A 25,924-nucleotide genomic window follows, 5' to 3' on the forward strand; every position below is an offset into this window, starting at 1 on the left:
CCGGTCTGTCAGGAATCCGTTTGACACCGGCCCAAGCCTTGGGTAGTGGACGCCCCACTGGTTACGGCGTGATAGCTCAGTTGGTTAGAGCACAGCACTCATAATGCTGGGGTCGGCGGTTCAAGTCCGCCTCACGCTACCAGTCCTACCTTACCGATGCAGAAACAGACGAATGTCGCGATGTTGCATTTGTGGCCTTTGGACATGGTGAATTTGTATCAAAACCAAAAAGCCCCGGCGCAGTGGCCGGGGCTTTGGTGTCTTATCTGGTCGGGTCTTACTTGATTACCAGTTGGGGCGAAACGACGTCGATCCCCAGAGCTTTGCCAACAGCGTAGTAGGTCAACTGACCCGCGTGCACATTCAAGCCGTTGAGCAAATGCGGATCGTCGGCGCAGGCCTGTTTCCAGCCTTTGTTGGCCAAGTTGAGCATGAAGGGCAGGGTGGCGTTGCCCAAGGCCTGAGTCGAAGTGCGGGCCACGGCGCCGGGCATGTTTGCCACGCAGTAGTGCATTACGCCATCAACCTCATAGATCGGGTCGGCGTGGGTGGTCGCTTTGGAGGTTTCAAAACAGCCGCCTTGGTCGATGGCCACGTCAACAAGTGCTGCGCCGGGCTTCATCTCACTCAGCTGGGCCCGTGATACCAGTTTGGGGGCTTCGGCGCCGGGGATCAGAACCGCGCCGATCACCATGTCGGCTTCGCGAACCAGTTCAGCTGTGGCGCCTGCAGTAGAGTACTGGTTTTTGAAGTCACGGCCAAAGACGTCATCGAGGTATTTCAGGCGGTTCAGCGAGCGGTCCAGAACTGTGACGTCTGCACCCATGCCTGCGGCGATCTTGGCGGCGTGGGTGCCGACGACGCCGCCGCCGATGACCACGACCTTGGCTGGAGCCACGCCCGGAACACCACCCATCAGAACGCCACGGCCGCCGTTGGCCTTTTGCAGAGTCCATGCACCGACCTGGGGCGCCAGGCGTCCGGCGACTTCGGACATTGGCGCCAGCAGCGGCAGGCCACCACGGTCATCGGTCACGGTTTCATAGGCAATCGCGGTACAGCCAGATTCGATCAGGTCGTGGGTCTGATCTGGATCGGGTGCCAAATGCAGATAAGTGAACAACAGCTGGCCTTCACGAAGCATCTTTCGTTCAACGGCCTGGGGTTCTTTGACTTTCACGATCATGTCGGCCGTGGCAAAGATCTCTTCTGCGGTGTCGATGGTTGCCGCGCCGGCCGAGACATAGTCCTCGTCGGTGAACCCGGCACCTGCACCTGCGCCTTTTTGTATGACCACCTGGTGGCCGTGGTTAACCGCCTCGCGGGCGGCATCCGGCGTCATGCCGACGCGGAATTCCTGGGGTTTGATTTCTGTGGGGCACCCGATTTTCATTGTGCTTCCTCCGTTCACAATCTGCCTAAAATATGGGCAGGTCAGAGCCGCAAATCTTCTGAAACCCCCTCGTATACTGTGGCATTTTCGGGATAATATCGCGCCAATGGGGTCAACGACGCAAAGGATGTGCACGAATGAGCTTGGACGCAACAGATCGACGGATTCTGCGGGCGCTGCAAATCAAAGGCCGCATGTCCAATGCGGAATTGTCGGAAAAGGCCAATCTGTCTCCGTCGGCTTGTCATCGACGAGTGCAGCGGCTTGAGGCGGATGGATACATCCGCGACTACGTTGCATTGCTTGATTCCCGAAAGCTCGGCGTTCCTACGACAGTTTTTGTAGAGATCACGTTACAGGGGCAAGCGGACGAGGTTCTGGATGCATTTGAAAAAGCAGTGGGTCGGATACCGGACGTATTGGAATGCCACCTGATGGCGGGAACGGCGGACTACATTCTGAAGGTCGTCGCCGAAAACACCGAGGATTTTGCGCGTATTCACCGCCAATATTTGGCCCGTCTTCCGGGCGTGGCGCAGATGCAAAGTTCGTTTGCCTTGCGTACCGTGTTTAAAACCACTGCCCTGCCGGTCTAAGAGGGGCCAGAGCCGCCGAGAGCAGCAGGGGCACCGCCTGAGTGCGATGATCCTGTTCCAACAACGGGCGCCATGACAGTAGCAGGGCAAAGAATACCAACGGTTTGTCGGCATTCAAATGGAGGGTAAAGGGACTGCTGTCTGGCCCCGACAGGACATTGTCCAGAGCAGTGGGGTTGTTGAACCCCGGTACCAGATGCGCGGCCATGGCCAGCGACCACAGGATCAGCGCGCTCCACCCCGCAGCAGCTAATGGCCCGGAAGCGTTTCGGAGCCATGCGGCCAACCCCAACCCTATGGCGACAGCTATTAAAGCCGTGGTGGATAGGATGCCAAAATATGTCGCAACGCAGATCCATGCCGCAAGCAGAGCAAAGGCCGCGCGACGGAACCCGACCCAACCGCTGCCCAACGCAAGCATAAAGATCAGCCATGGCCAAAGCTCGGGCAAATGAGACAGCAGATAGATCATGCCGTTTCCTGCAAGTTTTTTTGTGTTCGAGCGCCCCACGTTGATCAAAATCAATGCATTGGCAAGCACAGGCCTGCAAACAAATTGCGGTTGTGTTGATTTGCCAGCCATATCATCATGTCATGTCTCAAACCTGCCGTTCTTCTTTGGTAGGTTGTGTCCGCCGTATTGAAGGCTGACACCAAAGCGTTACCTGATCTTCGTATTAGGTGTTTGTTGAATTGAAGGAAGGAACCGGCCCCGTGACCGAGGAATCTAACACATCTGCAATGGACTGGTTGGAAGCCGAGCTCGAGGACACGCTGGACGAGGATTTTGAGATCGAGTTCAGCGAACCGATGCTGTCGATGGAAATCCGCAAGATCTATCGCGCGCAGCACCCCGAGATGCTCGACCGAAAAGTGTATTTTCGCAACCTTCTGCGTCTGCAGGCCGAATTGATCAAGCTGCAGGATTGGGTGCAGCACACGGGCCAAAAGGTGGTGATCCTGATGGAGGGGCGTGATTCTGCTGGCAAAGGGGGCGTGATCAAGCGGATCACCCAACGCCTGAACCCGCGAATTGCACGCGTGGTTGCGTTGCCTGCGCCCTCGCGCCGCGAACAGAGCCAGTGGTATTTCCAACGCTACGTGCCGCACTTGCCCGCAGGCGGAGAAATCGTGCTGTTCGACAGGTCATGGTACAATCGTGCCGGGGTGGAGCGCGTTATGGGCTTTGCCACCGAAGACGAGGTTGAGGCGTTTTTTCGTGACGTGCCCGAATTTGAAAGGATGCTGGTGAGGTCGGGCATCATCCTGTTGAAATATTGGTTCTCGATCACCGACGAAGAGCAGCAGCTGCGCTTCCTCATGCGCATCCACGATCCGATGAAACAGTGGAAACTGTCCCCCATGGACTTGGAAAGTCGAATTCGGTGGGAGCAGTACACAAAAGCCAAAGAAGAGATGTTCGAACGCACCAATATCGCCGAAGCGCCTTGGTATATTGTCGAAGGCAACGACAAGAAGCGTGAACGGTTGAATTGCATCGAACACTTGCTGACGCAGATTCCGTACGAGGATGTGCCGAGCGAGAAGGTCAATCTGCCAGACCGCAAGTACAACCCCGAGTATGAACGGCAGTTTCTGCCAGACGAACTTTATGTTCCCAAGATCTACTAGGATTGTCCCGCGCTAGATCTTGTCTGCCAACAAAACCTTCTGCGCATTTTCGATCAGGACCCGCGCGTGCTCGCGAGGGTCCTGATCCGTACGTCCTGATAACCAGCCACGGCAAAACACCTGTGCCGGACCTATCAGTTGGGCAAAGAACATGATGTCGGACATTGGCGTGAGCAGTTCTGCCTTCAACAGTGGGGTTCGCCAAGCGGCCACCTCTTGGGCAAACCTTTCGTTTTCAGCAGCTTGATCTGCGCGGATTTCCTGAAGCCATTCTGTGTGTGCGTGTTCAAACAGGAACCGTGCCGATGGGCCTGATGTGACAACCCATTTCAAATGGGCTTGGATCAAAGCGGCAATACCTTCGTCCGGGTTCGGCGGAAGATCTGCACAAAGTGCGGAATGATAGTCTTTCAAGGCGCGCAGATAGAGGTCGGAGCACAGGCTGTCCCGGTTTTTGTAGGCGTGAAAGAAACTGCCGTTCGATACGCCTGCCGCAGCCCGAATTTGCGCGATCGTGGTGCCAGTAACACCTTGCTGGTCGAAGAGATTTAGAGCGGCTGCTCGGATTTGTTGTTTTGTGGATCCGGACATGTATTGAAACATTATTGGCTAGAGTTGTACTCTAGAGTATCGCTCTGATTCTGATTTGCCAATAGGAGACCACCAAGATGGAGATTGTCGACGCATGGGGTCAGCACCCGACGTTGAGGCATGCGCAGGACCCGGTTTTTGCTTCGCTACGGCGTTGGACCAAAACTGATGTTCCCACCGAGGAATTACCAGTTTCAGCAACGATTTCCCTGATGGATCAGGGGGTGTAGACCGCATGTTGATCAACGCATGGGAAGCACCGGGAAAGACAATGATCTCGAATGATGAGGTTGCTAGTTTTATTGGGCAAGCACCCGAACGCCTGATTGGAGTGGGATCTGTCGACATCTCGCGCCCGATGCAGGCCGTTCGGGAAATCCGGCGCTGCGTCAATGACTTGGGTTTCAAAGCAATCCGGGTTTTGCCATGGCTTTGGGAAGTCCCCCAACAGATCGACGGTTTTATCCTGTGTTCGCAACCTGCGTTGATCTTGGGGTGCCGTTTTGCACGCAAATTGGTCATACCGGGCCGTTGATGCCGTCCGAAGTCGGTCGTCCCTTGTACTTGGATCAAGTTGCGCTGGATTTCCCTGAGTTGGTCATAGTAGGGGGCCACATCGGCTACCCCTGGACCGAAGAGGCTGTTGCTGTCGCCACCAAACACGAGAACGTCTACATTGATACGTCCGCCTATTCGACCAAGCGATACCCGCCGGAACTCATCCGTTTTCTAAAGGGGCACGGAGCGGAGAAAGTCCTATTTGGAACAAACTATCCAATGATGACGCCAGCCCAAGCATTGTCGGGTCTTGATGGCTTGGGCTTGGAAAAAAGCCGGAAAGAACTTTTCCTTGCAGGCAATGCAAAGCGTGTCTTTGGACTTTGAAGAAGGTTGCACAGCCCCAGCTCAAACAAACATTGGCTGGGGCCGTTTTGTCAGAAAATGAAATCTGAACTATCCAGTTCCGTCAGCTCAACATTTCGGATTGATAGGCTGTTGCCAGCAGTATCTTCGATTAGGACATGTTTACCTGTTTGGCGCATGTGATTGTCGGTCAAATCATCGTAGTTCGAGATTCCCGAAGCCGCAGAAAGATCGATTTGCTCGTCCACGTCACCGGCGTCGAAATCAGAAATGACATCATCACCATCAGAGAAGATAAAGACATCGCTACCGGATTTACCGACTAGCCTGTCGTCGCCTTGCCCCCCGTCTAATGTGTCGTCCCCATTTCCACCGACAAGCCGATCGTTGCCGGTTGATCCCAGCAATTCGTCGTCGCTGCTGCCTCCGTAGAGAGTGTCGTTTCCGCCACCTCCGTTCAACGAGTCTCTTCCGCCACCGCCGCGCAGCTGGTCGTGACCAGAGTTTCCGTCGATCTCGTCCTTGCCCGAGTTCCCGCGCAAGTCATCGTTGCCGCTGCTGCCTTCGATCGTATCGTTTCCGTCCAGCGCGCTCAGGCTGCCTGGGGTATCCAAGACTAAGTTATCGTCTCCATTGGTCGGGGAATTCGTGTTGGCCGGGTTGCCCCCGCCTCCTCCGTTGCCGGGATCGAGTTGCACCGAAGCAGAGGTTTTGGCGTAGTTCTGAGTTACGAAAATCCAGGTTCTGCCATTGTATTCGCCAACCTCGATACCGATACCGATGTAGTCAACGTTCGGGTTGACCATGTTTTGGTAGTGGCCGCTGCTATTCACCAATTGCTGGTGCAGGGCGATAACCTCGTCGTCGTATCCAGGAGCACCTCCGACGGTTCGACCGGCAATGTTCTCGGACCAGGCCCAACTGCCATTGAACACAAAACCTGCGTCCCGCATCCTGTCACCCGGCGAGTTGCCGTCGGGCCCGTCATGCTGAAACATGTCAGTGTTCAGCATCCATTGGGAATGGACCTCGGCGGCGACGTTCAGCCGTAATTCCAGCTCGACCGGATCAGCGCCGGCAGCAGCGCGTTCCGCATTGATCAGCGCCAACATATCTCTTTCGAGGGCATTTGCCTGTGACATTCTCTCATCTCCCTTGAGTGGTAGGGTGCCTCATTTTCGCTTTGCTTAACGGCAGATTTGTGTCTGGAACATGCCCAACCTGCCCCAGTTGGGGTGGGCGGCAACCCTATGCCGGTCAGCGTTTGTGTGATGCGCGGGATGTTGCTTGGGAGATTGGCGTTCGGGCTCAACGGCGTTTCACCGCCACCCAAAAGCAATGATTTGGCTGAAACTTGCGGGTTGAACACATGGCGGCGTGCCGACCCCGACGGTATCTCGAATCTCTCCGATGCAGGAGAGGGACCAGGTTGCCTAAACTAAAACCGGTGGTTTCGCTGGTGCACCGTTTAGGCAGGTTCGTTTCGCGTTTAGCTACTTTTTGTGCTATCATGGCTCATATCGGCGTCACCGTATTTTAAGGCGCACGATCATTTTTGGAGAGATATTATGAGCGAATTCAAAGGCGACGCCGGTCGCATTGTCGACGATTCCCCGTATATCGAAGCCGCCGAAGATCTGGGGTGCGAACTGGCCGCCATCCAAGCGGTTTCCGAGGTCGAGAGCAGAGGCGAGCCCTTTCACGGTCCTCCGGACGACCGACCCAAGATCTTGTACGAGCGGCATATCTTCAGCCGCAGAACAGGGCGAGCGTTTGACGCGCAGCATCCAGACATTTCGAACAAGAAGCCGGGAGGCTACAAAGGAGGGACAGCAGAATACGATCGGCTGGAACAGGCGATTGATCTGAACCGCAAGGCAGCTCTGGAATCGGCGTCCTGGGGGAAATTTCAAATCATGGGCTTCAACGCGGGTATCTGCGGATTTTCTGATGTCGAGGATTTCGTCGACGCGATGAGCGCACATGAAGAACTGCACCTCCAGGCGTTTGTCGCTTTCGTCAAAACAAACAAACTCGACCGTCACCTGAGGGCACTGGACTGGAAGTCCTTTGCCAGAGGGTACAATGGGCCGGGTTTTGCAAAGAACAAATACGACACGAAGATGGCCGCAGCCTACAAGAAATATTCGCGTGGTCTGAACATGGGGTTTCGCGTGCAGACTTTGCGGGACTTACAGGCGGCGTTGAACTTTTTGGGCGCCGATGCAGGGTCGGTTGACGGGTTGTTAGGGCCAAAGACCCAGCAGGCAATTCGGAAATTTCAGCGTGAAACTCGACTGGCAGAAACTGGCGACCCCACACCCAGCCTGATGCAGGCCGTTCAGGCCGTTTATTACTCCCTTGGGGGTGGCGATAATCTGATGACTGGCGGTTGAGGAGGACATGATATGTTACCAGCAATATTGACCCCGCTCCTTGCAACACTTGCTCCATCCTTGATCCGTATGGTGACCGGGTCGGATCGTGCGGCACAGGTCGCGACAGAAGTCTCGGCAGCCGTCAAAAAGGTGACCGGTACCGAGCCCACGACACCTGAACAGGTCATTCAACTGGCGCAGCAGGTTCAGGTGGATCCAAAACTTCGGGCCAAATTGGAGGCAGAGTTCAGACGCATAGAGCAAAAGGAATTGGAGGCGATCCTGCAGGATCGGGAAGATGCCAGAGATCGCGATCTGGAAATACAACGGCAGCAAGGTGGCAATGAACGGGCCAATCAAATGATCATATCGGCGTTTGTGGCTATCATCACCATTGTGATTGTTCTGCTGGGCGCCTACTGGATCAGCGATCAAAGCGGTAAAAACAAAGAGATCCTGGGGACTATTGTCGGTTTCCTGACAGGGATTGGTGGAATGTTCGCCCGCAACATAGGTAGCGCATTCGATTTCGAATTTGGATCGTCCCGTGGATCAAAGAACAAGGATATCAAGCTGGCGCAAATGGCCAGTCGCGCGTCTAAGCATGAAAATGTCCCTGAAACTTTGGCTGGTGAAGTTGCGCATTCCGTAGCAGATGCGATCACCGGAAATGCGGAACTGGCCAATTTCCGAAAGCGGATGGTAGGCAATTAACTGCACTGAGGGGCACAAAAAGACAAACCCCCGCGGCGGGGCCTCGGGGGTCGTCAAAAAGCGTCAGAAATTAGCCGCTGATCTGCTTAGAGCAAACCTTCGCGCTGTGCTTTCTTACGTGCCAGTTTACGGGCACGACGGATCGCTTCAGCCTTCTCGCGCGCTTTTTTCTCGGACGGCTTTTCGAAATGTTGCTTGAGCTTCATTTCGCGGAAGACGCCTTCACGCTGCAGCTTTTTCTTCAGGGCACGAAGCGCCTGATCGACATTGTTGTCACGAACACTAACCTGCATGTGGTTTTCACCACCTTTCTAGATAGAGTTGCAAGGATTTGCAGGAAGTGGCCGTATAGCAAAGGCCTGCTATTATGTCTAGTACGTGAGTAACGGTTCGGAGATTGATCATGACCATGCCTTACGAAGACCTGCGCGAATCCCTTTTGGACGCCGCCCTGACCCATGTGCCATTTGATGGCTGGACCGAGGCTACCTTTGCCGCTGCTGTGGCGGATACAGATATGGACATGGCGTTTGCGCGCGCGGTTTGTCCACGCGGTGCAGTGGATTTGGCGTTGGCCTATCATGCGCGCGGCGATGCACAAATGGTTGCGCGGATGCAGTCCGAAGACCTGAGTGAGTTGCGGTTCAGCGAAAAGGTAGCGGCCGCCGTGCGGTTCCGGCTGGAAGCATCGGACGACAAAGAAGCAGTGCGCCGGGGCACGACTTTGTTTGCTCTGCCCGCCTATGCAGCCGAGGGGGCCAAGGCGATTTGGGGCACCTGTGATCTGATTTGGGATACGCTCGGCGACACCTCTGATGACGCCAATTGGTACACCAAACGCGCGACGCTGTCGGCGGTCTACTCCTCGACAGTGCTGTTCTGGCTGGGCGATGATTCGGCCGAGCATCACGCGACCTGGGAATTCCTCGATCGTCGGATCGAAAATGTGATGCAGTTCGAAAAGCTCAAAGCACAGGTCAACAAGAACCCCTTGTTCAAGCCTTTTCTGGCTGGGCCGAATTGGTTGATGAGCCAAATCAAGGCGCCTTCGCGCCTCAAGGACCTACCGGGATCGTTGACACCGCGCGGTTGATTGCCTGACATGCGAACAAATTAATTCCTGGAGATCGTGGATGACCGAAACAATGCGCGCCGTCGAAATCACCAAACCCGGCGGCCCCGAGGTTCTGCAACTCACCGACCGTCCTGTGCCTACGCCTGCGCATGGTCAGGTGGTGCTCAAGGTCGCTTATGCGGGTGTAAACCGTCCTGACGCCTTGCAGCGGGCAGGGGCCTATGACCCACCCCCGGTGCCAGCGATCTGCCGGGTTTGGAATGCTCGGGTGAGGTCGTGGCCATTGGCGATGGGGTCGATTCGCTTAACATCGGCGATCAGGTCTGCGCGCTCCTGCCGGGCGGCGGTTATGCGGAATTCGTAGCAACGCCTGCCGCGCATTGTCTAAGGGTGCCAGCGGGGATGGGGATGAAGGAGGCGGCGTGCCTGCCCGAGACGTTTTTCACCGTCTGGTCCAATGTCTTTACTCGTGGCGGTTTGAAAGCGGGTGAGCGGTTCCTTGTGCATGGTGGCTCCAGCGGCATTGGAACGACGGCGATCCAACTGGCCAAAGCCTTTGGCGCTCGTGTCTTTGCGACTGCCGGGTCCGATGACAAATGCCAGGCATGTCTGGATTTGGGCGCCGAAAAGGCGATCAACTACCGGGACGAGGATTTCGTAAAGGTGATGAAGCCCGAGGGCGGTGCCAACCTGATCCTGGACATGGTGGGCGGGGACTATATTCCGCGCAACGTGAAATGCCTGGCCGAGGATGGTCGTCTTGTGCAGATCGCGTTTCTACAGGGGCCAGTGGTCGAGTTGAACTTTGCCCTGATGATGGTCAAGCGCCTGACCCTGACCGGCAGTACTCTGCGTCCGCAAAGCGATCTGGCCAAGGCGCGGATCGCGCAGGACCTGGGCGAGGCAGTCTGGCCGCTTCTGGATGCAGGCACGGTTGCCCCGGTCATGGACAGCCAGTTTGATTTTGCGCAGGCGGCTGACGCGCACGCGCGCATGGAAAGCTCTGGCCACATCGGCAAGATCGTCATGAAGGTTGGCGGTTAAGCCAGCTAGGCGCAGGCCGGTCCAAGGCCTGCGCTAATTCTCAGGCGATGGCCCGACGATACAGGTGCCACGTCGCGTGCCCCAAAATGGGCATGACGAAGATCAACCCCAACAGCATCGGGATCGAGCCGATCACCAGCATGGTCGCGACGATGGCACCCCACGTTAGGACAACGCGAGGATTCTGCCGCATGACGCGAACGGACGTGACAACCGCCACCGGGACGCCGACCTGACGATCCAGCAGCAAAGGAAAGCTCACGATGCTGATGGCTAGAGCAATCAGGGCAAACAGGAACCCGACCGCAACGCCCACGATCATCATGGTCCAGCCTGCGGTGGTGGTGGTCACGTCGGTCAGGAACGCCATCAGGGATACAGGCGCCTCTGGGCCCAAGGTCTGGGAATAGATGCTTTGCGCGGTCAGGATCCAAGTCACGAAAAGGGCGGTCAGATACAGCCCCAAAGCCAGAATCGCCCCAAAGGCCGGGGATCGGAAGACGCCGAACGCATCCAGCCAATGCACTTCTTGGCCCTGTTCCCGACGACGGCTGATTTCGTAAAGGCCAACGGCGGCCACGGGTCCCAACAGAGCAAAGCCCATCACCAGCGGCGCCAATAGCGGCACCAGGTCCATGCGCATGCCCAGTCCGAACAGCACCAGACCTGCCAAAGGATAGACCACCGCAATGAAAATTGCGTCTGCCCGACTGGCAAGGAAATCTTCATAACCTGCGCGCAAGGCGTGCCGGATATCGTCTGTGCTCAACTTTCGGATTTCGGGTAAGTTTCCAGTGTCTTCACTGCCAAGTTGGGTTACCGCTTCACCTACGTGATCGCCGGTCGCGCCTAGGTTTTGGGCGGCCCAACTGATCGGATTGCCGATTGTTTTCGCCATATCTTTCCCCTTCCATAAAGCGAAGATCGCGCCATGAAAGCGGCCTGACACATCGTTGCGCCCGGCCCGGCCGATCTGCAACGCATGGGACAAGTATAGCACAGTCCGATTTCGCGCGCCTTCACAGCTACGAGATCATGTGTCAGTCGCGCGGTTTCTCCATTTGCCAGGTCAAGTTCGCGCGCACCGCAGGCCATTCCCCGGCGATGATGGAATAGACGGCCGTGTCGCGCAGGGTGCCGTTGGCCATCACCATATGCGACCGCAATACACCGTCCAGTTTGGCCCCCAGCCGTTCGATCGCGCGGCGGCTTTGGTGGTTGAGGGCGTGGGTCCGAAACTCGACCGCGATGGCATCGAGCGTTTCAAAGGCATGACGCAACAGCATCAGCTTGCATTCGGTATTCAACGGCCCCCGTTGAGCGGAACGGGCATACCAGGTCGAACCGATTTCCAACCGTTTCGCGCCATGGTCGATGTTCATATAGGTAGTCATACCAACGGCTCGACCCGAAGTATCAAGAACTGCAAAAGGCACCATGCTGCCCTCGTTTTGCAGGGATAGGCGGCGGGTGATTTCCTCACCGACCTGATCGGGGGCGGGGATCCAAGTGTACCACAACCGATGCAGCTCGCCGTCAGCGCCCGCAGCAGCCAAGTCGTCGGCATGTACATGGTTCAACGGGACAAGGCTGGCGTGTTGGCCGCGCAAGGTGACAGGGGTGGCCCACATGTCGGAGCTCCTTAAACTTAATCGGGTTTCAGGCGATGTGCCGCAAAACCGGAGGGTGAAGAAGTTCCAAAAGCTGAAAAGATGAACAGTCCAATTCGCGCGGACAAGAAAAAAACCGGCGCGAAGGACGCGCCGGTTTTAAGTTTGCACCCCCAAGCGGGGAGAGAGGGGTTGCAAATATCAGTTAGCCAAAGACCCGACCCAGGGCGCCATCAACGGCGTCGGTGATCTGGTCAATGTCATCTGCCGTAGCGATCAGTGCGGGCGAGAAGCACAGGGTGTTGTTGCGGCCCGGCAGCGAACGGTTGGTCGCGCCAATGATCACGCCCTGGTTCATACAGTCGGCCACAACGGCCTGAACCAGTTTCTCTTCGACAGGGTCCTTGGTCGCACGGTCAGTGACCAACTCGGCACCCAGGAAAAGGCCCTTGCCGCGTACGTCGCCAACGATCTTGTGCTTTTCCATCAGCCCTTGCAGGTTGCCCAACATGCGCTCGCCCATGTTGGTGCAGTTGCCCAGCAGGTCTTCGTCTTCGATGATGCGCATGTTTTCGATCGCAGCAGCCGGACCGGCGGTGCAGCCTCCAAAGGTCGAGATGTCGCGGAAGTAACCCATCGGATCAGCCGCGTCGTCCTTGAACATGTCAAAGACTTCTTCAGTTGTGACCATGCAGGCAATCGCCGCGTAACCCGAGGCGACACCTTTCGCCATGGTCACGAAGTCGGGCTTGATGCCGTACTGCTGATAGCCGAACCAGGTGCCGGTGCGGCCAACGCCACAGACAACCTCGTCGATGTGCAGCAGCACGTCGTACTTTTTGCAGATCTCTTGCACACGCTCCCAGTAGCCTTCGGGCGCTTCGATCACACCGCCGCCTGCGGTCACCGGTTCCAGGCACAGAGCGCCGACGGTTTCAGGACCTTCGCGCAGGATCACCTCTTCGATGGCGTCTGCGGCGGCCTTACCGAATGCTTCGCCCGACAGGTCCTCGTGACCCAACTCGTGCTTGCGGTATTCCATACAGTGGGGCACGCGGACAAAGCCCGGCGCAAAGGGGCCGTACTGCGCGTTGCGCTCGTCCTGGCCACCTGCCGACATCGTCGCCAGGGTCGAGCCGTGGTAGTCGCGGTCGCGGTACAGGATCTTGGTCTTCTTGCCGCCATAGCGCTTGTGCGCGATCTGACGGACCATCTTGAAGGCCTTCTCGTTCGCCTCGGAACCCGAGTTGGTGTAGTAGACGCGGCTCATGCCGGGCATCTTGTCGATCAGCTTTTCAGCAAAGATAGCGCCGGGAATCGAACCTGCGGTGTTTGCGAAATAGCACAGCTTCATCAGCTGGTCGTAAACCGCCTTGCAGATAGATTCGCGGCCATAGCCTACGTTAACGGTCCAGACACCGCCGGAAACAGCATCCAGATGCTCTTTGCCTTTCTGGTCCCAGACACGCATGCCTTTGCCTTCGACAATGATACGGGGGTCATTGGTTTCAAAGGATTTATGCTGGATCAAGTGATGCCAGATGTGGGCGCGGTCGGCTTCGACCACGCGCGAAAGATCGTTCTCGTTGAACGTGCCGTCCATGACATGTCCTTTCAAAATTCTGCCAGATATCGACTCTATCTTTCTTGAGAAAACCAGAGCCATCTTCTGGACTCCAGAGACTTTAAAACACAGGGGTGCGAATAGGGCCAGATGGTGGGGCGGCATAAGTCCAGAGTTGAATTCACACCAAAATTTCACTTGCCTGTTACATCAATATTTGTCTGAAAAACCACGGAAATCTGCGGTTTCAAATTTTGAAAGCCCCAATTTCATATTCTCTCTTTTTAGTGAACCACCATAAAAGGCATTGATCGCGCGAGGATTTTCGGCTCCGATCATGGTGCGGGCTCCATAAAACCTCCTGGGGTGCCGTCCTGAACACTTATAGAGGCGGAATACCGCCCAAGATATCCGACCTGCCCTGACGGCAGGCAACAGGGAGACAACGTATGACTTTCAAATCCAAGCTGATGGGCGCGGTGGCTGGTGTGGCCATGCTGGCGGGTGCTGCACCTGCCATGGCCGAAGACCTGACCGTGGCTTACTTCCTGGAGTGGCCGATGCCGTTCCAGTTTGCCAAGGAATCCGGCATGTATGACGAAGCGCTGGGCACCAAGATCAACTGGGTCAGCTTTGACACCGGCACCGCGATGTCCGCCGCGATGGCGTCGGGTGACGTTCAATTGTCGGTCAGCCAGGGCATCCCGCCCTTCGTGGTTGCGGCTTCAGCTGGTCAGGACCTGCAGGTCGTTGACGTGGCCGTGTCCTATGCGGACAACGACAACTGTGTGGTGCGTGCAGATCATGAGATCGACAAAGACAGCGCAAGCGAGCTGGCAGGCAAGAAGGTTGCTGTTCCGCTGGGAACCGCTGCTCACTATGGCTTCCTGAAGCAGATGGAGCACTTTGGTGTTGCGCTTGATAGCCTCGAAATCGTCGATATGGCCCCCGCCGAAGGCGAAGCGGCACTGAGCCAGGGTGCTGTTGACATGGCCTGTGGCTGGGGTGGCGCGCTGCGCCGCATGCTTGGTTCGGGCAACGTATTGTTGACCGGTGCTGAAAAGACCGAACTGGGTATCCTGGTGTTTGACGCGACAACCGCGCCTGCGATCGTATGTGGCACAAAACGGCGACATGGTTGCCAAGTTCCTGGCTGTGACCGCCGAAGCCAACGCAATGTGGGCGGATGAAGCTAACCACGCCAAGATGTTGCCGGTTATCGCCAAGGACGCGGGTATGAGCGAAGATGATGCAGCAGCAACGCTGAACACCTTTGTTTTCCCGACTGTTGACGAGCAGCTGAGCGACGCATGGTTGGGCGGCAACGCGGCGACGTTTATGAAGGGCGTTGCGGACGTCTTTGTTGCATCGGGTTCGATCGATGCTGCCAAAGCCTCGTATGAGGACAACGTGAACGCAGGTCCTCTGGGCGGCAACTAAGCCTAAATGTGAAGCGGGGTGGGTGTTTGACAAAACACCCACCCCTTTTTCGCTTTACATGTAAGGCGATCCCACCTTGGAAAGAAGGGGATCCAGGTGTCTGGACTTCTTATAAACGATATCTCGATGCGCTTTGACCTGCCCAATGGCGGGCATGTCCAAGCGCTGCAGAACGTGACGCTGGACATCAAGTCTGGCGAATTGATGAGCGTTTTGGGCCCGTCGGGCTGTGGCAAGACAACGCTTTTGAACATTGTTGCGGGCTTTCTGGCCCCAACCGAAGGCACGATCGAACTGAATGGGCACGTCGAGACTGGCCCCAGCCCGGAACGTGGCATGGTGTTTCAGCAGGGCGCGCTGTTTGAGTGGATGAATGTCCGCGACAACGTCAGCTTTGGTCCCGACATGAAAGGCGTCAGCCGGGCGGAAAGCAAAGACAAGGTTGAACACCTTCTTGAAGTTGTTGGTCTGCAGGACTTCAAGGAAAAGGCCATCTACGAGCTTTCGGGCGGTATGCAGCAGCGTGTTGCCTTGGCCCGTTGTCTGGCCAATGACCCAGACGTGATCCTGATGGACGAACCGCTGGGGGCCTTGGACGCACTGACGCGCGAAAAGATGCAGTCGCTGGTTCTGGACCTGTGGAAGGACACTGGCAAAACCATCATCCTGATCACCCACTCGGTTGAAGAGGCGTTGCTGCTTGGCGAACGCTTGCTGGTGATGGCACCGCGTCCGGGCCGCGTGCACAAGGAATACCGCCTACCGTTTGCCAGTCTTGGTGTTGGCAACGATCTGCGCGAAGTGAAGAAACACAAGGATTACGCCGGAACGCGTGAAGAGATCCTTGAGATGATCTGGGGCATGGAAGAAGAAATCATGGGCCGGACGGAGGAAAGCGCATGACTGGTTTGCTCGTCCTCGCCCTCTATGTAGGTGCGTTCTTTGGGTCGTTTTTCGTCGCCAAGCGTGTTTTTAAAAGTGCGTTTGAGAAAAAGGGCTTCAACAGGCTGAAAACGGTAACCTTTGGTGATGAAAGTGCGATTACCGCCAACCGCGTCGCCTCGGTCATTTCGGTCATCACCGTGTTCTGGCTCTGGGTGGCCTTCACCAACTCGGTCATTCCTTTGCCCAAGATGCCTGGTCCCTTCTCGGGCGACACAAGCTTTACCTACACGGTACAGCAAGCAGATGGCACGACCGATGACGCGACTGTGTCGGTGCGGGTTTATCGCGAAGACATTCAGCAGACGCTTGATGAAAATGGCGAGCCCGGGCGGGAGCCTGACCCCATCGAAGTTGAGCCGGGTGAAGGATTCGCCAAGAACGATACGCTGACAATTGCACGCTACGCGTTCAAGGTGGTGAACGTCTGGAAGAACGACGAAGTCAGCAAGAAAGAAGGCTCAAAGATCATTACGATCAACGGTCAGCCGATCGAACCCGGTGGTGAGGTCAAGACCGATGACGGCACGATCCGACTGACCGATAAGGGCACGCCGACGTTTGAACCTGCCAAAGGACTGCGTATGGCGCGTCTGTATCTGCCAGCCCCAGAAGTGGTGCTTCAGCGCTTTATCTGGCTGAACAAGGAAGGCTATCAGGGCTACACCCTGTTCGAACATACACGCTATTCTTTGCAGCGTGTTTTGCTGGGCTTTTTCTTTGGTGCGTTGATCGGTATCCCGATTGGCTATGCCATGGGCCTGACAGGGTGGGCACGCGGTTGGTTCGACCCCATCGTCGAATTTATGCGTCCGATCCCACCTCTTGCGCTGATCCCGCTGATTATCATCTGGTTCGGTATCGGGGAATTGGGCAAGGTCGTGCTGCTCTTCTTGGCGGCACTATGGATTATGATCATTGCCGCCCGATCTGGGGTGTCCGGTGTTGCGATCTCTAAGGTGCACGCGGCCTATTCGCTGGGGGCGTCCAAGTGGCAGATCCTGAGCAAGGTCATCGTCCCGAATTCGTTGCCTGACATCTTCACTGGTGCCCGTGTCGCCATGGGTGTTTGTTGGGGTACGGTTGTTGCGGCCGAACTGGTTGCGGCAAACGTGGGTCTCGGCAAGATGATCGTGACCGCGTCCAAGTTCCAGCTGACCGACATCATCATCGTCGGTATCATCGTGATTGGTGTCATCGGCTTTGCCATCGAAGTTGGCATGCGCAAGCTGGAAAGCTGGCTGATCCCGTGGAAAGGCAAAGTCTGATCCACGCATGATTTGATTGTGAACCGGGGCTTGCCAGATGGCAGGCCCCGGTTGCTTTTTGGCACCGCGACTGAGACACTTTGCCGGTTGTGGATGATCAGGAACTAAACCAGCTTTTCCCTATGAATGAACAAGGTCTTTCCATGTCCCTGGCAGCTCAAGTTGCGGACGTGATGGCGCGCCCAACAGTGACGGTCATGGATGCACATTGCGCTCTTTGCGCGCGCGGTGCGGCCTGGATTGCCCGCAATGACCATGATCAAAAGTTTCTAATTGTACCGATGCAGACCGAACTTGGCCGGGAGCTGCTTGAGAAGCATGGGCTGGACCCAGATAACCCAACATCGTGGTTGCTTCTTGATCAGGGGCAGGCTCACACGTCGTCTGACGCCATCATCCGAACTGGGCAAAAGCTGGGTGGTAAATGGCGGTTTCTGATTGCAATGCAGATCATCCCAAGACCCTTGCGCGATGCCTTCTACCGAATGGTTGCACGCAATCGCTATCGTTGGTTTGGGCGAAGTGACCTTTGCAGTTTGCCCGACACTGATGTGCAACAACGATTGTTCAGATGACCTCTCTTTATCATCGGGTTTTGGGCGAGGCCTTTAGTGATCTGCCGCCGCAATTGCAGGCGCTTCATGGCATCGCAACGCCCCGAACCTGGATTGGTCAGGCAAAGGTATCACGCGGCGCGGGCCTTCTGTCTCGTCTGGTCGGATGGGTGATGCGTCTGCCACCGCAAGGGGACAGTGTTCCTGTGTCAGTTGCATTCATTCCAGAAAACGGGGGTGAGATGTGGCGCCGTGACTTTGCCGGGCACATATTTACGTCATTCCAATACCAGACATCAAATGCGCTACCCAACGTCGTGCAAGAACGATTTGGGCTGATCGACGTGACCGTTGCCTTGAAAATCGACGGTGATCGATTGGTTCTAGAGCCAATCGCTTGGTCAATTGGGCGTCTGCCTTTGCCCAAGTTTCTGTTGCCCGCTGGTCAGAGTTACGAGACACAGATCGACGGCCGTTTTGTGTTTGATGTTGAAATCTCCATGCCTTGGGTGGGCCGGATCGCGGCCTATCGTGGCTGCTTGTCGCCAATAAATCAGACCTTGAACCGGTAACAGAAAACCGGGTCCGGTGAGCGCCGGACCCGGTCTTTCCGCCAATAACCCTCATGGCGGAAGTGTGATGCAAGCTTGAGAGGAGAGATAGGCTTGCATCGGGTGGTTCTTGTGCCGCTAGAGACTATGTTTTCAGCAGCAGAAGAAATCAGGCCGCCTTTTGGGTGCCTGATCGTCGGTCCTGCAAGATCATGTCGCTGGCCTTTTCGCCGATCATGATGGCGGGTGCGTTGGTGTTGCCACTGACGATAGCGGGCATGATCGATGCATCCGCGATGCGAAGCCCGCCAATACCGTGCACCCGCAACCTGTCATCAACCACGGCCTGATCATCATGACCCATCCGGCAAGTCGAGGTCGGATGATAGATGGTTTGGGCGATGTTGCGAGCCGCTTCAAGATATTGCTCGTCGGTTTCCACCGGGCCTTCGGGCACGTGTTCGCGTACGACAAACGGTGACAGGGCCTTGGTTTTGGTCATTGCGCGGGCGAATTTTACCGCGCGAATGGCGCAAAGCTGATCGGCGGTTGCGGACAGATAGTTCGGCACGATCAGTGGATGATCTTCGGACCTTGGGCTGTGGATGTGGATGTGTCCGCGGCTTTCAGGGCGTAATTGGCAAACCGACGATGTGAAGCCCGAGAATGGGTGCATCTCGATCCCCGGTTTGTCAGCTGACAGGGGTTGAAAGTGGAATTGAATGTCAGGGGTTTCCAACCCTTCCATCGATTTGGCGAAAATAGCCACTTGGCTTGCGCCAAGACTCATCGGACCGGTGCGCTTAAGCGCGTATTCCAGCCCGATCCCCATTCGGTGGACAAACGAGTTGATGGCGTCATTCAGAGTTGGAACGTTGACTTCATAGACTAGGCGGATCTGCAGGTGGTCCTGCAAACATTCTCCCACGCCCGGCAATTCATGGCGCACAACGATCCCTGCCTTTTGCAACACCTGCCCTTGGCCAATGCCTGAAAGCTCTAGAATCTGTGGTGAGCCGATGGCTCCAGCTGACAAGATGACTTCGCCACCCTCGCGCAGGCGCGCTGTTTTGGGCGCAAGTTGATGAATGAAGTTCACGCCCACGACCTGTTTGGGGGCGTCACTGGCAAAAGCCAGTCCGGTGGTGTGGGCATGAGTAAAGACCGTCAGATTGTCCCGTTTGCCCTTGAGCGGTGTCAGGAATGCCTTCGCGGACGAACAGCGAAAGCCTCCTTTGGCGGTCTGGTGGAAATAACCTGCGCCTTCCTGGTTTTCGCCGTTGTAGTCCTCAGTCCGGGGTACACCCATTTCGACGGCCGCTTCGATGAACGCCTCGGAGATCTCGGACTTGGCGCGGATCAGAGAAACCGACAGTTCGCCATCCTGACCATGCAGATCAGCATCGCCGCCTTCATGGGTTTCCGAGCGTTTGAAGAGCGGAAGCACATCGTCATAAGACCATCCCCGATTGCCTAGTTGAGCCCAGTGGTCATAGTCTTGTTTCTGACCTCGCACATATAGCAACCCATTGATCGAAGATGACCCGCCGAGCGTTTTCCCGCGCGGCCAATCCAGGCTACGCCCGTTTAGTCCCGGATCCGGCTGCGCCTTGTAACACCAGTCGGTGTTTGGATTGTGCAGGGTCTTGAAATAGCCAACGGGGATATGGATCCACGGGTTGTTGTCCTTACCGCCAGCCTCGAGCAGAAGCACCTTGATCGACGGGTCCTTGGATAGGCGGTTGGCCAGTACACAGCCGGCTGATCCGGCGCCCACGATGATGTAGTCATAGTCCATTGTTCACGCGACCTTGTCGGGTTTTGCCGGGGCCACATAGGGCAGCCGGGCTTTGGCCTTGGTGTCAGCAGCACCCGCGTTGCGGATGTAGCGGCGGTCGTCATCCTCACGCACGACATTGACGTACGAGGGTTCGCCCCCCGTGATGTTGTGAATGGCAAGACGGCGTTCCTGGCTGGCGCGGATCTGCACCCGCAGCGCGTCCGGGTCCCAACCGTCAAACAGGATCGTCTCCAGCTCAGCGCGCAAGTCGGCATGGGCCGGATCATCGGCCAGGTTGTTGACCTCGTTTGGGTCGTCGTCGGTGTTGTAGAGCAGGGTATCCACCCCTTCGAGCCACATCAGCTTCCACGGTCCACGCTTGACCATACGACTGGGGCCAGTGGAGCCGTCGGCGGCAAACTCGCCAATGCACAGATCGGTCATGGCATCGGTGTTGCCGTTCAAGGCAGGCACCAAAGAGTTCCCGTCGATGGGTGACGCGTAACCGTCCCAGGCCTCGCCTGCCGCCATGTCCATCAGCGTGGGCATCAGGTCCACCAGCGAGCAGTTTTCTTTCACACGGGCAGCGGCATAACGGTTGGGCGCGTGCACGATGAACGGGACTTTCGATGCCCACTCAAAGAAATGCTGCTTGAACCACATCCCCCGCTCACCCATCATTTCGCCATGGTCGGCGGTGACGATGACGATGGTGTTCTCGGCCAAGCCGGTCTTTTCCAGAACCTCCATCATCTGGCCGATTTTCTCGTCGATGTAGGAAATCATGCCGTAGTATCCGTGCCGGGCCATGCGGCGATGCTCATCCGTGACGGTGAATTCGTGCCGCGACTGGCAATAGTGCAGATTGCGACTCAGGTGATCCATCGCGTTTTCTTCGAGCGGCGGAACAGCGGGGCTTTCGATGTCGTCGTGATCATAAAGGTCCCAATATTCCTGTCCGATCACGAACGGCGAATGCGGGGAGGTGAATGAGACCGTCAGCATGAAGGGGCGGCCATCGTCCTTTCGCGCCAGATCATAGAGCGCCTGAGTGCCGTGATAGGCGACCTCGTCATCGTAATCCATTTGCAGGGTGCGCACGGCAGGGCCGCTTTCGATGATCGGGGCCATGGTCAGGTTTGTGGGCTTGTAGTCGCGGCCCTTGGACCAATCGACTGTCCAGGCGAAGTTCGCCGGATAGATCTCGGTTGTGTGGCGTTTTTCGTAGCCGTGCATCTGGTCAGGGCCGACAAAGTGCATCTTGCCCGACATCTCGACGCGGTAATCCAACCCGCGCAGGTAATGGGCAAAGGTCGGAATGTCGGCGTGGAATTCGTTGGCGTTGTCGTACATCTCGATGGCGAACGGCAGCCGTCCGGCATGCATCGAGGCGCGCGAGGGGCCGCACATGGGCAGATTGCAATAGCAGTTTTCGAAAACGACCCCTTCGTCCGCCAGCCGGTCGATGTTCGGCGCCTTGACGGTCTTGTTGCCATAGGGCGCAAGGGCGTTGGCAGCGAGTTGGTCGGCCTGAATAAATAAGATGTTGGGACGGGTCATCGTGTTAAATCCGATTGAGTTGTTTCAAGTGGGCGGCACGGTGGGCGCGCCGCCCAAAGGTCTCTCGTGAGTGGTGGTTCAGCGAATGGTGAGACCCAGTTTGTCCAGAGCAGTGTTGAAGACGTTGTATTGCGCTTCGACGAAGGCCTTGGTTTCTTCGGGGCTGCGAATGTCGACGACGTTGCCCAGCTGGGTGGTCATGCGGTTCCAGGCCTTGTCGTCCTTCAGCTTTTGCAGCGTGTCGGTCCAGGTTGCGACAACATCTTCGGGCAGGTCGGGGGGGCCGTAGATGGCGCTCCAACCGATGATCTGCTCCATGTCCGGGTAACCCAGTTCGCCAACGGTCGGGATGTCACCCACGGCTTCGAACCGCTCGGGCGTGGTGATGGCCAGCGCCTTGAGCTGACCGCCCTCGATGGCGTTGATCACACCCGACAGGTTCTGCCACATGAAATCCACCTGACCACCGATGATCGCGGCACGTGCCTTTCCGCCACCTTTGTAAGGGACGTGGATCAGGTTGTCGGCGTTGGCCCCCATGGTGTCGGCCATAACGGCGGTTGCGATGTGCAGCAGCGTGCCAACCCCGGCCGAGCCGTAGGTCATTTCGGTGCCGTCTTTGATGGCGGCCTCAAACTCGGCAAAGCTGTTGATCGGGCTGTCACCGGCCACCACCAGAACAAAGGGGTTGGTTTCGATCAGACCCAGCATGGTGAAGTCGTCCCACTCATACGGGATGGTCTTGTTCATCGCCGGCACACCCATTTGCGAGCCGACGCGAGCGGACAAAAGGGTGTAGCCATCTGCTTTGGAGTTGATGACGAAGTTCGAACCCACGACGCCAGCCGCACCAGTGCGGTTCACGGCGAGAATTGGCTGGCCAAGATAGCTGGGCGCGGTGCCCGAAATCAGGCGTGCGGACAGGTCGGCGGCGCCGCCGGGACCGTATGGGATGACCATGGTAATCGGACGATCAGGATAGCCTTCGGCCTGGGCTGAGGTCAGCGATGCAACTGCAATCGCGGCGCCTGCTGCCAGTGATTTGATGAGTGTTTTCATGAGTTCCTCCCAGAGAGATTCGGCCTGTTTTTCCTTGGCCGTGTAAGGTTTTGGTTGACTTCAGTCCTTTCTCAGGACAGTTTGTTACTGTCTGTAATTAACTCGGAACCGAAAACAAATGCAAGACACTTTGCCAAATACACTTTCCACGGCGGGCATCAGGCGCGCCAATCGAGAGGAGATTTTGCGCACGGTTTTCTCGCAGGGTGGGACGACCCGATTGCAGCTCGTCAAGCACACCGGGCTAACCGGTGCTGCGGTATCCCGGATCACTCGTGAATTGATCGAGGCTGGATTGCTGATCGAAGGCGAGCGTGTTCAATCCAAAGGGAAAACGGGACGTAAAGAGGTCACGTTGAGCATGGCCCAGAATACCGCGTTTGTTCTTGGTTTCACTGTGACGGCCAACCGCCTTTCTGTGGGTGTATCGGATGTGTCAGGGGCCGAGATTGAGACGCGTCAGCTGCACATCAGCCGCACCCGTGCTGAAGAGGTTTTGCGCGCTTTGTGCGAGACGGCTCATGCCATGATTGCCGAACTGGGCCTTGATTCAGAATCGCATCATTGGCGTCGGCGTTATGGTTGCCGCAGCTAGCCGAAACTGCATCGACGGGGTGGTGACATCCGCGCCTTTGGGTTGGACGAAGGTTCCTGTGGGCCAGTTGATCGAAGAAAACATGTGCCTGCCGGTAAGCGTCGAGGTTCGTGCCGTGTCGCTTCTTCAGGTCGAGATGACCCGCGGGCAAGGTGCCGGTCAGGGCGATCTGGTGCTGGTCAACAACAGTCTTGGTGTTGGAGCCGCTGCGGTGTTGGGCGGTGTTCAGCTGGCTGGGGCGTCCTGTGACATCGCGCATTTGGCTTTTGCAGGTGACAGCCGCCCATGTGCCTGCGGGCGGAAAGGATGTCTGGAAAGTACGGCATCGGGTTTTGCCGTCGTCGACCAACTGATTGCCGCCGGTAAACTGGAACCAGCACGCGACAGCAGCCGTAAGGCGGCAGCTTTGGCTCGCGCGCTACAGATGGCCGAGGCCGGAGACAACGAAGTCAAACGCGTATTTTTCGAAGCAGGTCAGCGTATGGCGCTTGGTTTGGATGCAGTGGCCGCACTTTTGGGCCCGTCGAGCATAATCCTGGCAGGGGAAACGGGTCGTCAGCCGGATTTTGTCGAAGGCGCGCGCAATCATCTGCGGTCGTTGCGGGTCACAGACCCTGGCTTTGAGCTGCTGGTTAGCCAGGTCACCTCAAACACTGCCGTCATAAATTATGCGCTGGAGCGGTTCCTGTTCTCCAGCGAACTCAATCTGGACCGCCTGAAGGCGGTCTAAAGGGAACCGAAGGGAGGAAATATGTCAAAATCTTCGGACATTGCGGCGGGGGCGGTCTTCTTTGCCCTAGGACTGTTGCTGATTTTTGTGTTGATACCGGTGGGTGTCGATGAACCCCGTAAGGTACCATTTGCGGCTGCTTCGCCGTCTTACTATCCCAAGCTGATCGCCTATGTGATTGCGCTTCTGGGCGCGGCCATCTTGGTTCTGGGTCTACGCCGCTCGGCGGATGACACACCGTCGGTTGGTTTGGCACCCTATGCCAAGGTGCCTGTAGCGATGGGAATCATGGCAGTGTTCTACCTTGTGCTACCGTTTCTGGGTTTCATCATTGGCGCAATGCTCGCGTTGTGCGCTTTGATGCTGCTTGCGGGTGAGCGTTCTCCCAAGGTTCTGGTTCTGGTGTCGGTTCTGCTGCCGCTTGGCCTGTATCTCTTTTTTGCCAAGGTCGCGGGGATTCCGATCCCGTCCGGTCCCTTGGAACCCTACCTGATAAGGATCTGAACCGATGCTGGATACACTGGCCAATGCCTTTGCCCTGTTTGCGTCGATCGACAACGTTATCGTTTTGTTTGTTGGCGTTGTAGTCGGAACAGTTGTGGGGGCGATCCCCGGCATGACAACCCCGATGGCGGTCGCACTGACGCTGCCGTTCACCTTTTCCATGCCGCCCGTCACCGGCATCCTGCTGTTGTTGGGTGTTTACAAGGGCGGCATTTACGGCGGTTCGATCACGGCAATCCTGATCAACGCTCCGGGCACACCTGCCGCATCTTGTACCGTGCTTGATGGATACCCATTGGCACGTAAGGGACAAGCCCGACGCGCGCTGGACATCGCTCTTTATGCATCCTGTGTGGCGGACTTCATCTCAAACATCTCGCTAATCCTGTTCGCCGGTGTATTGGCGGGCTTTGCGCTCAAGTTCCAATCACCCGAGGTTTTCACACTGGTCGTCTTCTCGCTGACCATCATTGCAGGGGTTTCGGGGGATCAACTGCTCAAAGGATTGGGGTCGGCTGCCTTGGGCTTGCTTTTGGCTACCGTCGGTCTGGATCTTCTCTATGGCACCAATCGCTTCGTCTTTGGTGACGTCAATTTGATGAGCGGCCTGAACTTCATCCCTGTTCTGATTGGTCTGTTTGCGGTGCCAGAAATCATCAACTATTTCGTCAAGAAAGATGTTGAGCTTGAGCAATCCAAACTCGCCGGAATTGGGGCAAGCTGGACCGATTTCAAAAGCTGTTTGAAATCGATCATTCGTGGTTCGTTCATCGGGGTTATTCTGGGTGCGGTTCCGGGCATTGGCGGAGCACCATCAGCGTTCCTGTCCTATTCCGAAGCCCGCCGGACATCGAAGAACAAAGACAATTTCGGTAAGGGCGAGATCGAAGGCGTCGCAGCGGCCGAGGCCGGCAACAACGGCGTGGCCGGTGCGACAATGATCCCGTTGCTGGCACTTGGCATTCCGGGTGACATCATCACGGCAATCATTCTGGGAGCCTTCATGATCCACGGGTTGCGCCCCGGTCCGTTGATGTTCCAGCAGAACATTGATCTGATCTATGCCATCTTCATCGGCATCATGCTCAGCTCGTTCTACCTGCTGATCGTGGGCAAGGCGTCGATCCGGATCATTTCCAAGATCGCGGACATCCCGCAACGCGTGCTGTTCCCGATCGTACTGATCCTCTGTGTTTTTGGCGCCTATGCGGTCAACAACTCGACCTATGATGTTGGCGTCATGCTGGTAATGGGGCTGGTAGGCTATGCCATGCTCAAGATGTCGATACCTGCGGCACCGTTCCTGATTGCCTTTATCCTTGGCCCGCTGCTAGAGGACAACTTCCGCCAGTCGCTGACGATCTCGAGGGGGGATTACAGTATCTTCTTCAGTTCGACGATCTGCTGGGTATTCTGGGGCTGACCGCGCTAACCGTGGGGCTGCTGATCTGGCAGCGCGTGGGTGGCGTCAAAACCGAGG

At 56.7% G+C, this 25,924-nt stretch carries 28 protein-coding genes, 1 tRNA gene and 2 pseudogenes; 19 read left to right on the plus strand and 12 right to left on the minus strand.

What is annotated here, in order from left to right; translation table 11 throughout:
• Window positions 1-65: 65 nt before the first annotated feature.
• Window positions 66-142 (plus strand) — tRNA-Met (locus ACZ1HE_RS03590).
• A 135-nt stretch (window positions 143-277) separates the two neighbouring features.
• On the opposite strand, the gene ald is transcribed toward ACZ1HE_RS03590, so the two are convergent.
• Window positions 278-1,393: an alanine dehydrogenase gene (ald, locus tag ACZ1HE_RS03595; protein WP_472619585.1), complete on the minus strand. Its 1,116-nt coding sequence runs from the start codon at window positions 1,391-1,393 to the stop codon at window positions 278-280.
• Between the two features lie 137 nt (window positions 1,394-1,530).
• Between ald and ACZ1HE_RS03600 the strand changes: the two genes are divergently transcribed.
• The gene (locus tag ACZ1HE_RS03600; RefSeq protein ID WP_472619586.1) at window positions 1,531-1,989 is read left to right on the plus strand and encodes an Lrp/AsnC family transcriptional regulator; all 459 of its coding nucleotides are present in this window, start codon (window positions 1,531-1,533) and stop codon (window positions 1,987-1,989) included.
• Here the strand turns inward: ACZ1HE_RS03600 and ACZ1HE_RS03605 are convergent.
• The gene (locus ACZ1HE_RS03605) at window positions 1,964-2,461 is read right to left on the minus strand and encodes a hypothetical protein (RefSeq protein ID WP_472619587.1); all 498 of its coding nucleotides are present in this window, start codon (window positions 2,459-2,461) and stop codon (window positions 1,964-1,966) included. The genes ACZ1HE_RS03600 and ACZ1HE_RS03605 overlap by 26 nt on opposite strands.
• Before the next feature lie 269 nt (window positions 2,462-2,730).
• Between ACZ1HE_RS03605 and ppk2 the strand changes: the two genes are divergently transcribed.
• A complete protein-coding gene (gene ppk2 / locus ACZ1HE_RS03610) occupies window positions 2,731-3,621 on the plus strand; it encodes a polyphosphate kinase 2 (RefSeq protein ID WP_472624343.1) in 891 nt (296 codons plus the stop codon).
• A 12-nt stretch (window positions 3,622-3,633) separates the two neighbouring features.
• On the opposite strand, the gene ACZ1HE_RS03615 is transcribed toward ppk2, so the two are convergent.
• On the minus strand, window positions 3,634-4,212 hold the full coding sequence (locus ACZ1HE_RS03615) for a TetR/AcrR family transcriptional regulator (protein ID WP_472619588.1): 579 nt from the start codon (window positions 4,210-4,212) through the stop codon (window positions 3,634-3,636).
• A gap of 77 nt (window positions 4,213-4,289) precedes the next feature.
• Here ACZ1HE_RS03615 and ACZ1HE_RS03620 point away from each other — a divergent pair, with 77 nt between their 5' ends.
• The 3 genes from ACZ1HE_RS03620 to ACZ1HE_RS03630 are packed head-to-tail and all read left to right on the plus strand — an operon-like array spanning window position 4,290 to window position 5,097.
• Complete coding sequence (locus tag ACZ1HE_RS03620; RefSeq protein WP_472619589.1) at window positions 4,290-4,442, plus strand: hypothetical protein; 153 nt, start codon at window positions 4,290-4,292, stop codon at window positions 4,440-4,442.
• A 5-nt stretch (window positions 4,443-4,447) separates the two neighbouring features.
• Complete coding sequence (locus ACZ1HE_RS03625; RefSeq protein ID WP_472624607.1) at window positions 4,448-4,747, plus strand: hypothetical protein; 300 nt, start codon at window positions 4,448-4,450, stop codon at window positions 4,745-4,747.
• Entirely contained in the window at window positions 4,639-5,097 is a 459-nt protein-coding gene (locus ACZ1HE_RS03630; protein ID WP_472619590.1) for an amidohydrolase family protein, read from the plus strand. The genes ACZ1HE_RS03625 and ACZ1HE_RS03630 overlap by 109 nt, the downstream gene beginning before the upstream one ends.
• Before the next feature lie 50 nt (window positions 5,098-5,147).
• Here ACZ1HE_RS03630 and ACZ1HE_RS03635 read toward each other — a convergent pair whose 3' ends face one another.
• Window positions 5,148-6,218 (minus strand): CAP domain-containing protein, encoded by a 1,071-nt coding sequence (locus ACZ1HE_RS03635; RefSeq protein WP_472619591.1) that lies wholly within the window; start codon window positions 6,216-6,218, stop codon window positions 5,148-5,150.
• 426 nt (window positions 6,219-6,644) lie between these two features.
• Between ACZ1HE_RS03635 and ACZ1HE_RS03640 the strand changes: the two genes are divergently transcribed.
• Both ACZ1HE_RS03640 and ACZ1HE_RS03645 read left to right on the plus strand, forming a co-directional pair.
• The gene (locus tag ACZ1HE_RS03640; protein ID WP_472619592.1) at window positions 6,645-7,472 is read left to right on the plus strand and encodes an N-acetylmuramidase domain-containing protein; all 828 of its coding nucleotides are present in this window, start codon (window positions 6,645-6,647) and stop codon (window positions 7,470-7,472) included.
• A 60-nt stretch (window positions 7,473-7,532) separates the two neighbouring features.
• Window positions 7,533-8,168, plus strand: coding sequence for a hypothetical protein (locus tag ACZ1HE_RS03645; protein ID WP_472619593.1), 636 nt, complete (start codon window positions 7,533-7,535; stop codon window positions 8,166-8,168).
• An 86-nt stretch (window positions 8,169-8,254) separates the two neighbouring features.
• Here ACZ1HE_RS03645 and rpsU read toward each other — a convergent pair whose 3' ends face one another.
• Window positions 8,255-8,461, minus strand: a complete 207-nt coding sequence (rpsU, locus tag ACZ1HE_RS03650; RefSeq protein WP_005614280.1) for a 30S ribosomal protein S21 — start codon at window positions 8,459-8,461, stop codon at window positions 8,255-8,257.
• 110 nt (window positions 8,462-8,571) lie between these two features.
• Here rpsU and ACZ1HE_RS03655 point away from each other — a divergent pair, with 110 nt between their 5' ends.
• The gene (locus tag ACZ1HE_RS03655; protein ID WP_472619594.1) at window positions 8,572-9,261 is read left to right on the plus strand and encodes a COQ9 family protein; all 690 of its coding nucleotides are present in this window, start codon (window positions 8,572-8,574) and stop codon (window positions 9,259-9,261) included.
• A 40-nt stretch (window positions 9,262-9,301) separates the two neighbouring features.
• Window positions 9,302-10,287: pseudogene (locus tag ACZ1HE_RS03660) on the plus strand (NAD(P)H-quinone oxidoreductase).
• A 40-nt stretch (window positions 10,288-10,327) separates the two neighbouring features.
• Here the strand turns inward: ACZ1HE_RS03660 and ACZ1HE_RS03665 are convergent.
• The 4 genes from ACZ1HE_RS03665 to ACZ1HE_RS03680 all read right to left on the minus strand — a co-directional run bounded on the left by ACZ1HE_RS03665 (window position 10,328) and on the right by ACZ1HE_RS03680 (window position 13,800).
• A complete protein-coding gene (locus ACZ1HE_RS03665) occupies window positions 10,328-11,185 on the minus strand; it encodes a DUF2189 domain-containing protein (protein ID WP_472619595.1) in 858 nt (285 codons plus the stop codon).
• 142 nt (window positions 11,186-11,327) lie between these two features.
• Window positions 11,328-11,918: a GNAT family N-acetyltransferase gene (locus ACZ1HE_RS03670; protein ID WP_472619596.1), complete on the minus strand. Its 591-nt coding sequence runs from the start codon at window positions 11,916-11,918 to the stop codon at window positions 11,328-11,330.
• Window positions 11,919-12,102: 184 nt separating this feature from the next.
• A complete protein-coding gene (locus ACZ1HE_RS03675) occupies window positions 12,103-13,500 on the minus strand; it encodes an aminotransferase family protein (RefSeq protein WP_472619597.1) in 1,398 nt (465 codons plus the stop codon).
• A gap of 171 nt (window positions 13,501-13,671) precedes the next feature.
• Window positions 13,672-13,800 carry a hypothetical protein gene (locus tag ACZ1HE_RS03680; RefSeq protein ID WP_472619598.1) on the minus strand — a complete coding sequence of 43 codons (129 nt, stop codon included), beginning with the start codon at window positions 13,798-13,800 and terminating at the stop codon, window positions 13,672-13,674.
• 110 nt (window positions 13,801-13,910) lie between these two features.
• Here ACZ1HE_RS03680 and ACZ1HE_RS03685 point away from each other — a divergent pair.
• From ACZ1HE_RS03685 to ACZ1HE_RS03705, 5 genes and pseudogenes are all read left to right on the plus strand, one after another.
• Window positions 13,911-14,901, plus strand: a pseudogene (locus tag ACZ1HE_RS03685) (taurine ABC transporter substrate-binding protein).
• Window positions 14,902-14,997: 96 nt separating this feature from the next.
• On the plus strand, window positions 14,998-15,804 hold the full coding sequence (locus ACZ1HE_RS03690; RefSeq protein ID WP_472619599.1) for a taurine ABC transporter ATP-binding protein: 807 nt from the start codon (window positions 14,998-15,000) through the stop codon (window positions 15,802-15,804).
• A gap of 5 nt (window positions 15,805-15,809) precedes the next feature.
• Window positions 15,810-17,111 (plus strand): ABC transporter permease, encoded by a 1,302-nt coding sequence (locus ACZ1HE_RS03695; protein WP_472624345.1) that lies wholly within the window; start codon window positions 15,810-15,812, stop codon window positions 17,109-17,111.
• Between the two features lie 143 nt (window positions 17,112-17,254).
• Window positions 17,255-17,686 (plus strand): thiol-disulfide oxidoreductase DCC family protein, encoded by a 432-nt coding sequence (locus ACZ1HE_RS03700; RefSeq protein WP_472619600.1) that lies wholly within the window; start codon window positions 17,255-17,257, stop codon window positions 17,684-17,686.
• On the plus strand, window positions 17,683-18,237 hold the full coding sequence (locus ACZ1HE_RS03705; protein ID WP_472619601.1) for a DUF4166 domain-containing protein: 555 nt from the start codon (window positions 17,683-17,685) through the stop codon (window positions 18,235-18,237). The genes ACZ1HE_RS03700 and ACZ1HE_RS03705 overlap by 4 nt, the downstream gene beginning before the upstream one ends.
• 148 nt (window positions 18,238-18,385) lie before the next feature.
• Here the strand turns inward: ACZ1HE_RS03705 and ACZ1HE_RS03710 are convergent, their stop codons facing one another.
• From ACZ1HE_RS03710 to ACZ1HE_RS03720, 3 genes are all read right to left on the minus strand, one after another.
• The gene (locus ACZ1HE_RS03710) at window positions 18,386-20,014 is read right to left on the minus strand and encodes a GMC family oxidoreductase (RefSeq protein ID WP_472619602.1); all 1,629 of its coding nucleotides are present in this window, start codon (window positions 20,012-20,014) and stop codon (window positions 18,386-18,388) included.
• A 3-nt stretch (window positions 20,015-20,017) separates the two neighbouring features.
• The gene (gene betC / locus ACZ1HE_RS03715; RefSeq protein WP_472619603.1) at window positions 20,018-21,556 is read right to left on the minus strand and encodes a choline-sulfatase; all 1,539 of its coding nucleotides are present in this window, start codon (window positions 21,554-21,556) and stop codon (window positions 20,018-20,020) included.
• Window positions 21,557-21,634: 78 nt separating this feature from the next.
• On the minus strand, window positions 21,635-22,615 hold the full coding sequence (locus ACZ1HE_RS03720; protein WP_472619604.1) for a Bug family tripartite tricarboxylate transporter substrate binding protein: 981 nt from the start codon (window positions 22,613-22,615) through the stop codon (window positions 21,635-21,637).
• A gap of 118 nt (window positions 22,616-22,733) precedes the next feature.
• On the opposite strand from ACZ1HE_RS03720, the gene ACZ1HE_RS03725 reads away from it, so the two are divergent.
• The 4 genes from ACZ1HE_RS03725 to ACZ1HE_RS03740 are packed head-to-tail and all read left to right on the plus strand — an operon-like array spanning window position 22,734 to window position 25,867.
• Entirely contained in the window at window positions 22,734-23,210 is a 477-nt protein-coding gene (locus ACZ1HE_RS03725; RefSeq protein WP_472619605.1) for a winged helix-turn-helix domain-containing protein, read from the plus strand.
• Window positions 23,161-23,940, plus strand: a complete 780-nt coding sequence (locus ACZ1HE_RS03730) for an ROK family protein (protein ID WP_472619606.1) — start codon at window positions 23,161-23,163, stop codon at window positions 23,938-23,940. The genes ACZ1HE_RS03725 and ACZ1HE_RS03730 overlap by 50 nt, the downstream gene beginning before the upstream one ends.
• Window positions 23,941-23,961: 21 nt before the next feature.
• The gene (locus ACZ1HE_RS03735) at window positions 23,962-24,444 is read left to right on the plus strand and encodes a tripartite tricarboxylate transporter TctB family protein (RefSeq protein ID WP_472619607.1); all 483 of its coding nucleotides are present in this window, start codon (window positions 23,962-23,964) and stop codon (window positions 24,442-24,444) included.
• A 4-nt stretch (window positions 24,445-24,448) separates the two neighbouring features.
• Window positions 24,449-25,867: a tripartite tricarboxylate transporter permease gene (locus ACZ1HE_RS03740; protein WP_472619608.1), complete on the plus strand. Its 1,419-nt coding sequence runs from the start codon at window positions 24,449-24,451 to the stop codon at window positions 25,865-25,867.
• The last annotated feature ends 57 nt before the right edge of the window (window positions 25,868-25,924 follow it).

It is taken from the genome of Falsiruegeria sp. JB4-1 (assembly GCF_055693495.1).

What these genes read in the sequence shown, in the direction of transcription:
- ald (WP_472619585.1), bottom strand. Translation starts at nt 1,393, where the DNA reads ATGAAAATCGGGTGCCCCACAGAAATCAAACCCCAGGAATTCCGCGTC.
- ACZ1HE_RS03600 (WP_472619586.1), top strand. Translation starts at nt 1,531, where the DNA reads ATGAGCTTGGACGCAACAGATCGACGGATTCTGCGGGCGCTGCAAATC.
- ACZ1HE_RS03605 (WP_472619587.1), bottom strand. Translation starts at nt 2,461, where the DNA reads ATGATCTATCTGCTGTCTCATTTGCCCGAGCTTTGGCCATGGCTGATC.
- ppk2 (WP_472624343.1), top strand. Translation starts at nt 2,731, where the DNA reads ATGGACTGGTTGGAAGCCGAGCTCGAGGACACGCTGGACGAGGATTTT.
- ACZ1HE_RS03615 (WP_472619588.1), bottom strand. Translation starts at nt 4,212, where the DNA reads ATGTCCGGATCCACAAAACAACAAATCCGAGCAGCCGCTCTAAATCTC.
- ACZ1HE_RS03620 (WP_472619589.1), top strand. Translation starts at nt 4,290, where the DNA reads ATGGAGATTGTCGACGCATGGGGTCAGCACCCGACGTTGAGGCATGCG.
- ACZ1HE_RS03625 (WP_472624607.1), top strand. Translation starts at nt 4,448, where the DNA reads ATGTTGATCAACGCATGGGAAGCACCGGGAAAGACAATGATCTCGAAT.
- ACZ1HE_RS03630 (WP_472619590.1), top strand. Translation starts at nt 4,639, where the DNA reads ATGGCTTTGGGAAGTCCCCCAACAGATCGACGGTTTTATCCTGTGTTC.
- ACZ1HE_RS03635 (WP_472619591.1), bottom strand. Translation starts at nt 6,218, where the DNA reads ATGTCACAGGCAAATGCCCTCGAAAGAGATATGTTGGCGCTGATCAAT.
- ACZ1HE_RS03640 (WP_472619592.1), top strand. Translation starts at nt 6,645, where the DNA reads ATGAGCGAATTCAAAGGCGACGCCGGTCGCATTGTCGACGATTCCCCG.
- rpsU (WP_005614280.1), bottom strand. Translation starts at nt 8,461, where the DNA reads ATGCAGGTTAGTGTTCGTGACAACAATGTCGATCAGGCGCTTCGTGCC.
- ACZ1HE_RS03655 (WP_472619594.1), top strand. Translation starts at nt 8,572, where the DNA reads ATGACCATGCCTTACGAAGACCTGCGCGAATCCCTTTTGGACGCCGCC.
- ACZ1HE_RS03665 (WP_472619595.1), bottom strand. Translation starts at nt 11,185, where the DNA reads ATGGCGAAAACAATCGGCAATCCGATCAGTTGGGCCGCCCAAAACCTA.
- ACZ1HE_RS03670 (WP_472619596.1), bottom strand. Translation starts at nt 11,918, where the DNA reads ATGTGGGCCACCCCTGTCACCTTGCGCGGCCAACACGCCAGCCTTGTC.
- ACZ1HE_RS03675 (WP_472619597.1), bottom strand. Translation starts at nt 13,500, where the DNA reads ATGGACGGCACGTTCAACGAGAACGATCTTTCGCGCGTGGTCGAAGCC.
- ACZ1HE_RS03680 (WP_472619598.1), bottom strand. Translation starts at nt 13,800, where the DNA reads ATGATCGGAGCCGAAAATCCTCGCGCGATCAATGCCTTTTATGGTGGT.
- ACZ1HE_RS03700 (WP_472619600.1), top strand. Translation starts at nt 17,255, where the DNA reads ATGTCCCTGGCAGCTCAAGTTGCGGACGTGATGGCGCGCCCAACAGTG.
- ACZ1HE_RS03705 (WP_472619601.1), top strand. Translation starts at nt 17,683, where the DNA reads ATGACCTCTCTTTATCATCGGGTTTTGGGCGAGGCCTTTAGTGATCTG.
- ACZ1HE_RS03710 (WP_472619602.1), bottom strand. Translation starts at nt 20,014, where the DNA reads ATGGACTATGACTACATCATCGTGGGCGCCGGATCAGCCGGCTGTGTA.
- betC (WP_472619603.1), bottom strand. Translation starts at nt 21,556, where the DNA reads ATGACCCGTCCCAACATCTTATTTATTCAGGCCGACCAACTCGCTGCC.
- ACZ1HE_RS03720 (WP_472619604.1), bottom strand. Translation starts at nt 22,615, where the DNA reads ATGAAAACACTCATCAAATCACTGGCAGCAGGCGCCGCGATTGCAGTT.
- ACZ1HE_RS03725 (WP_472619605.1), top strand. Translation starts at nt 22,734, where the DNA reads ATGCAAGACACTTTGCCAAATACACTTTCCACGGCGGGCATCAGGCGC.
- ACZ1HE_RS03735 (WP_472619607.1), top strand. Translation starts at nt 23,962, where the DNA reads ATGTCAAAATCTTCGGACATTGCGGCGGGGGCGGTCTTCTTTGCCCTA.
- ACZ1HE_RS03740 (WP_472619608.1), top strand. Translation starts at nt 24,449, where the DNA reads ATGCTGGATACACTGGCCAATGCCTTTGCCCTGTTTGCGTCGATCGAC.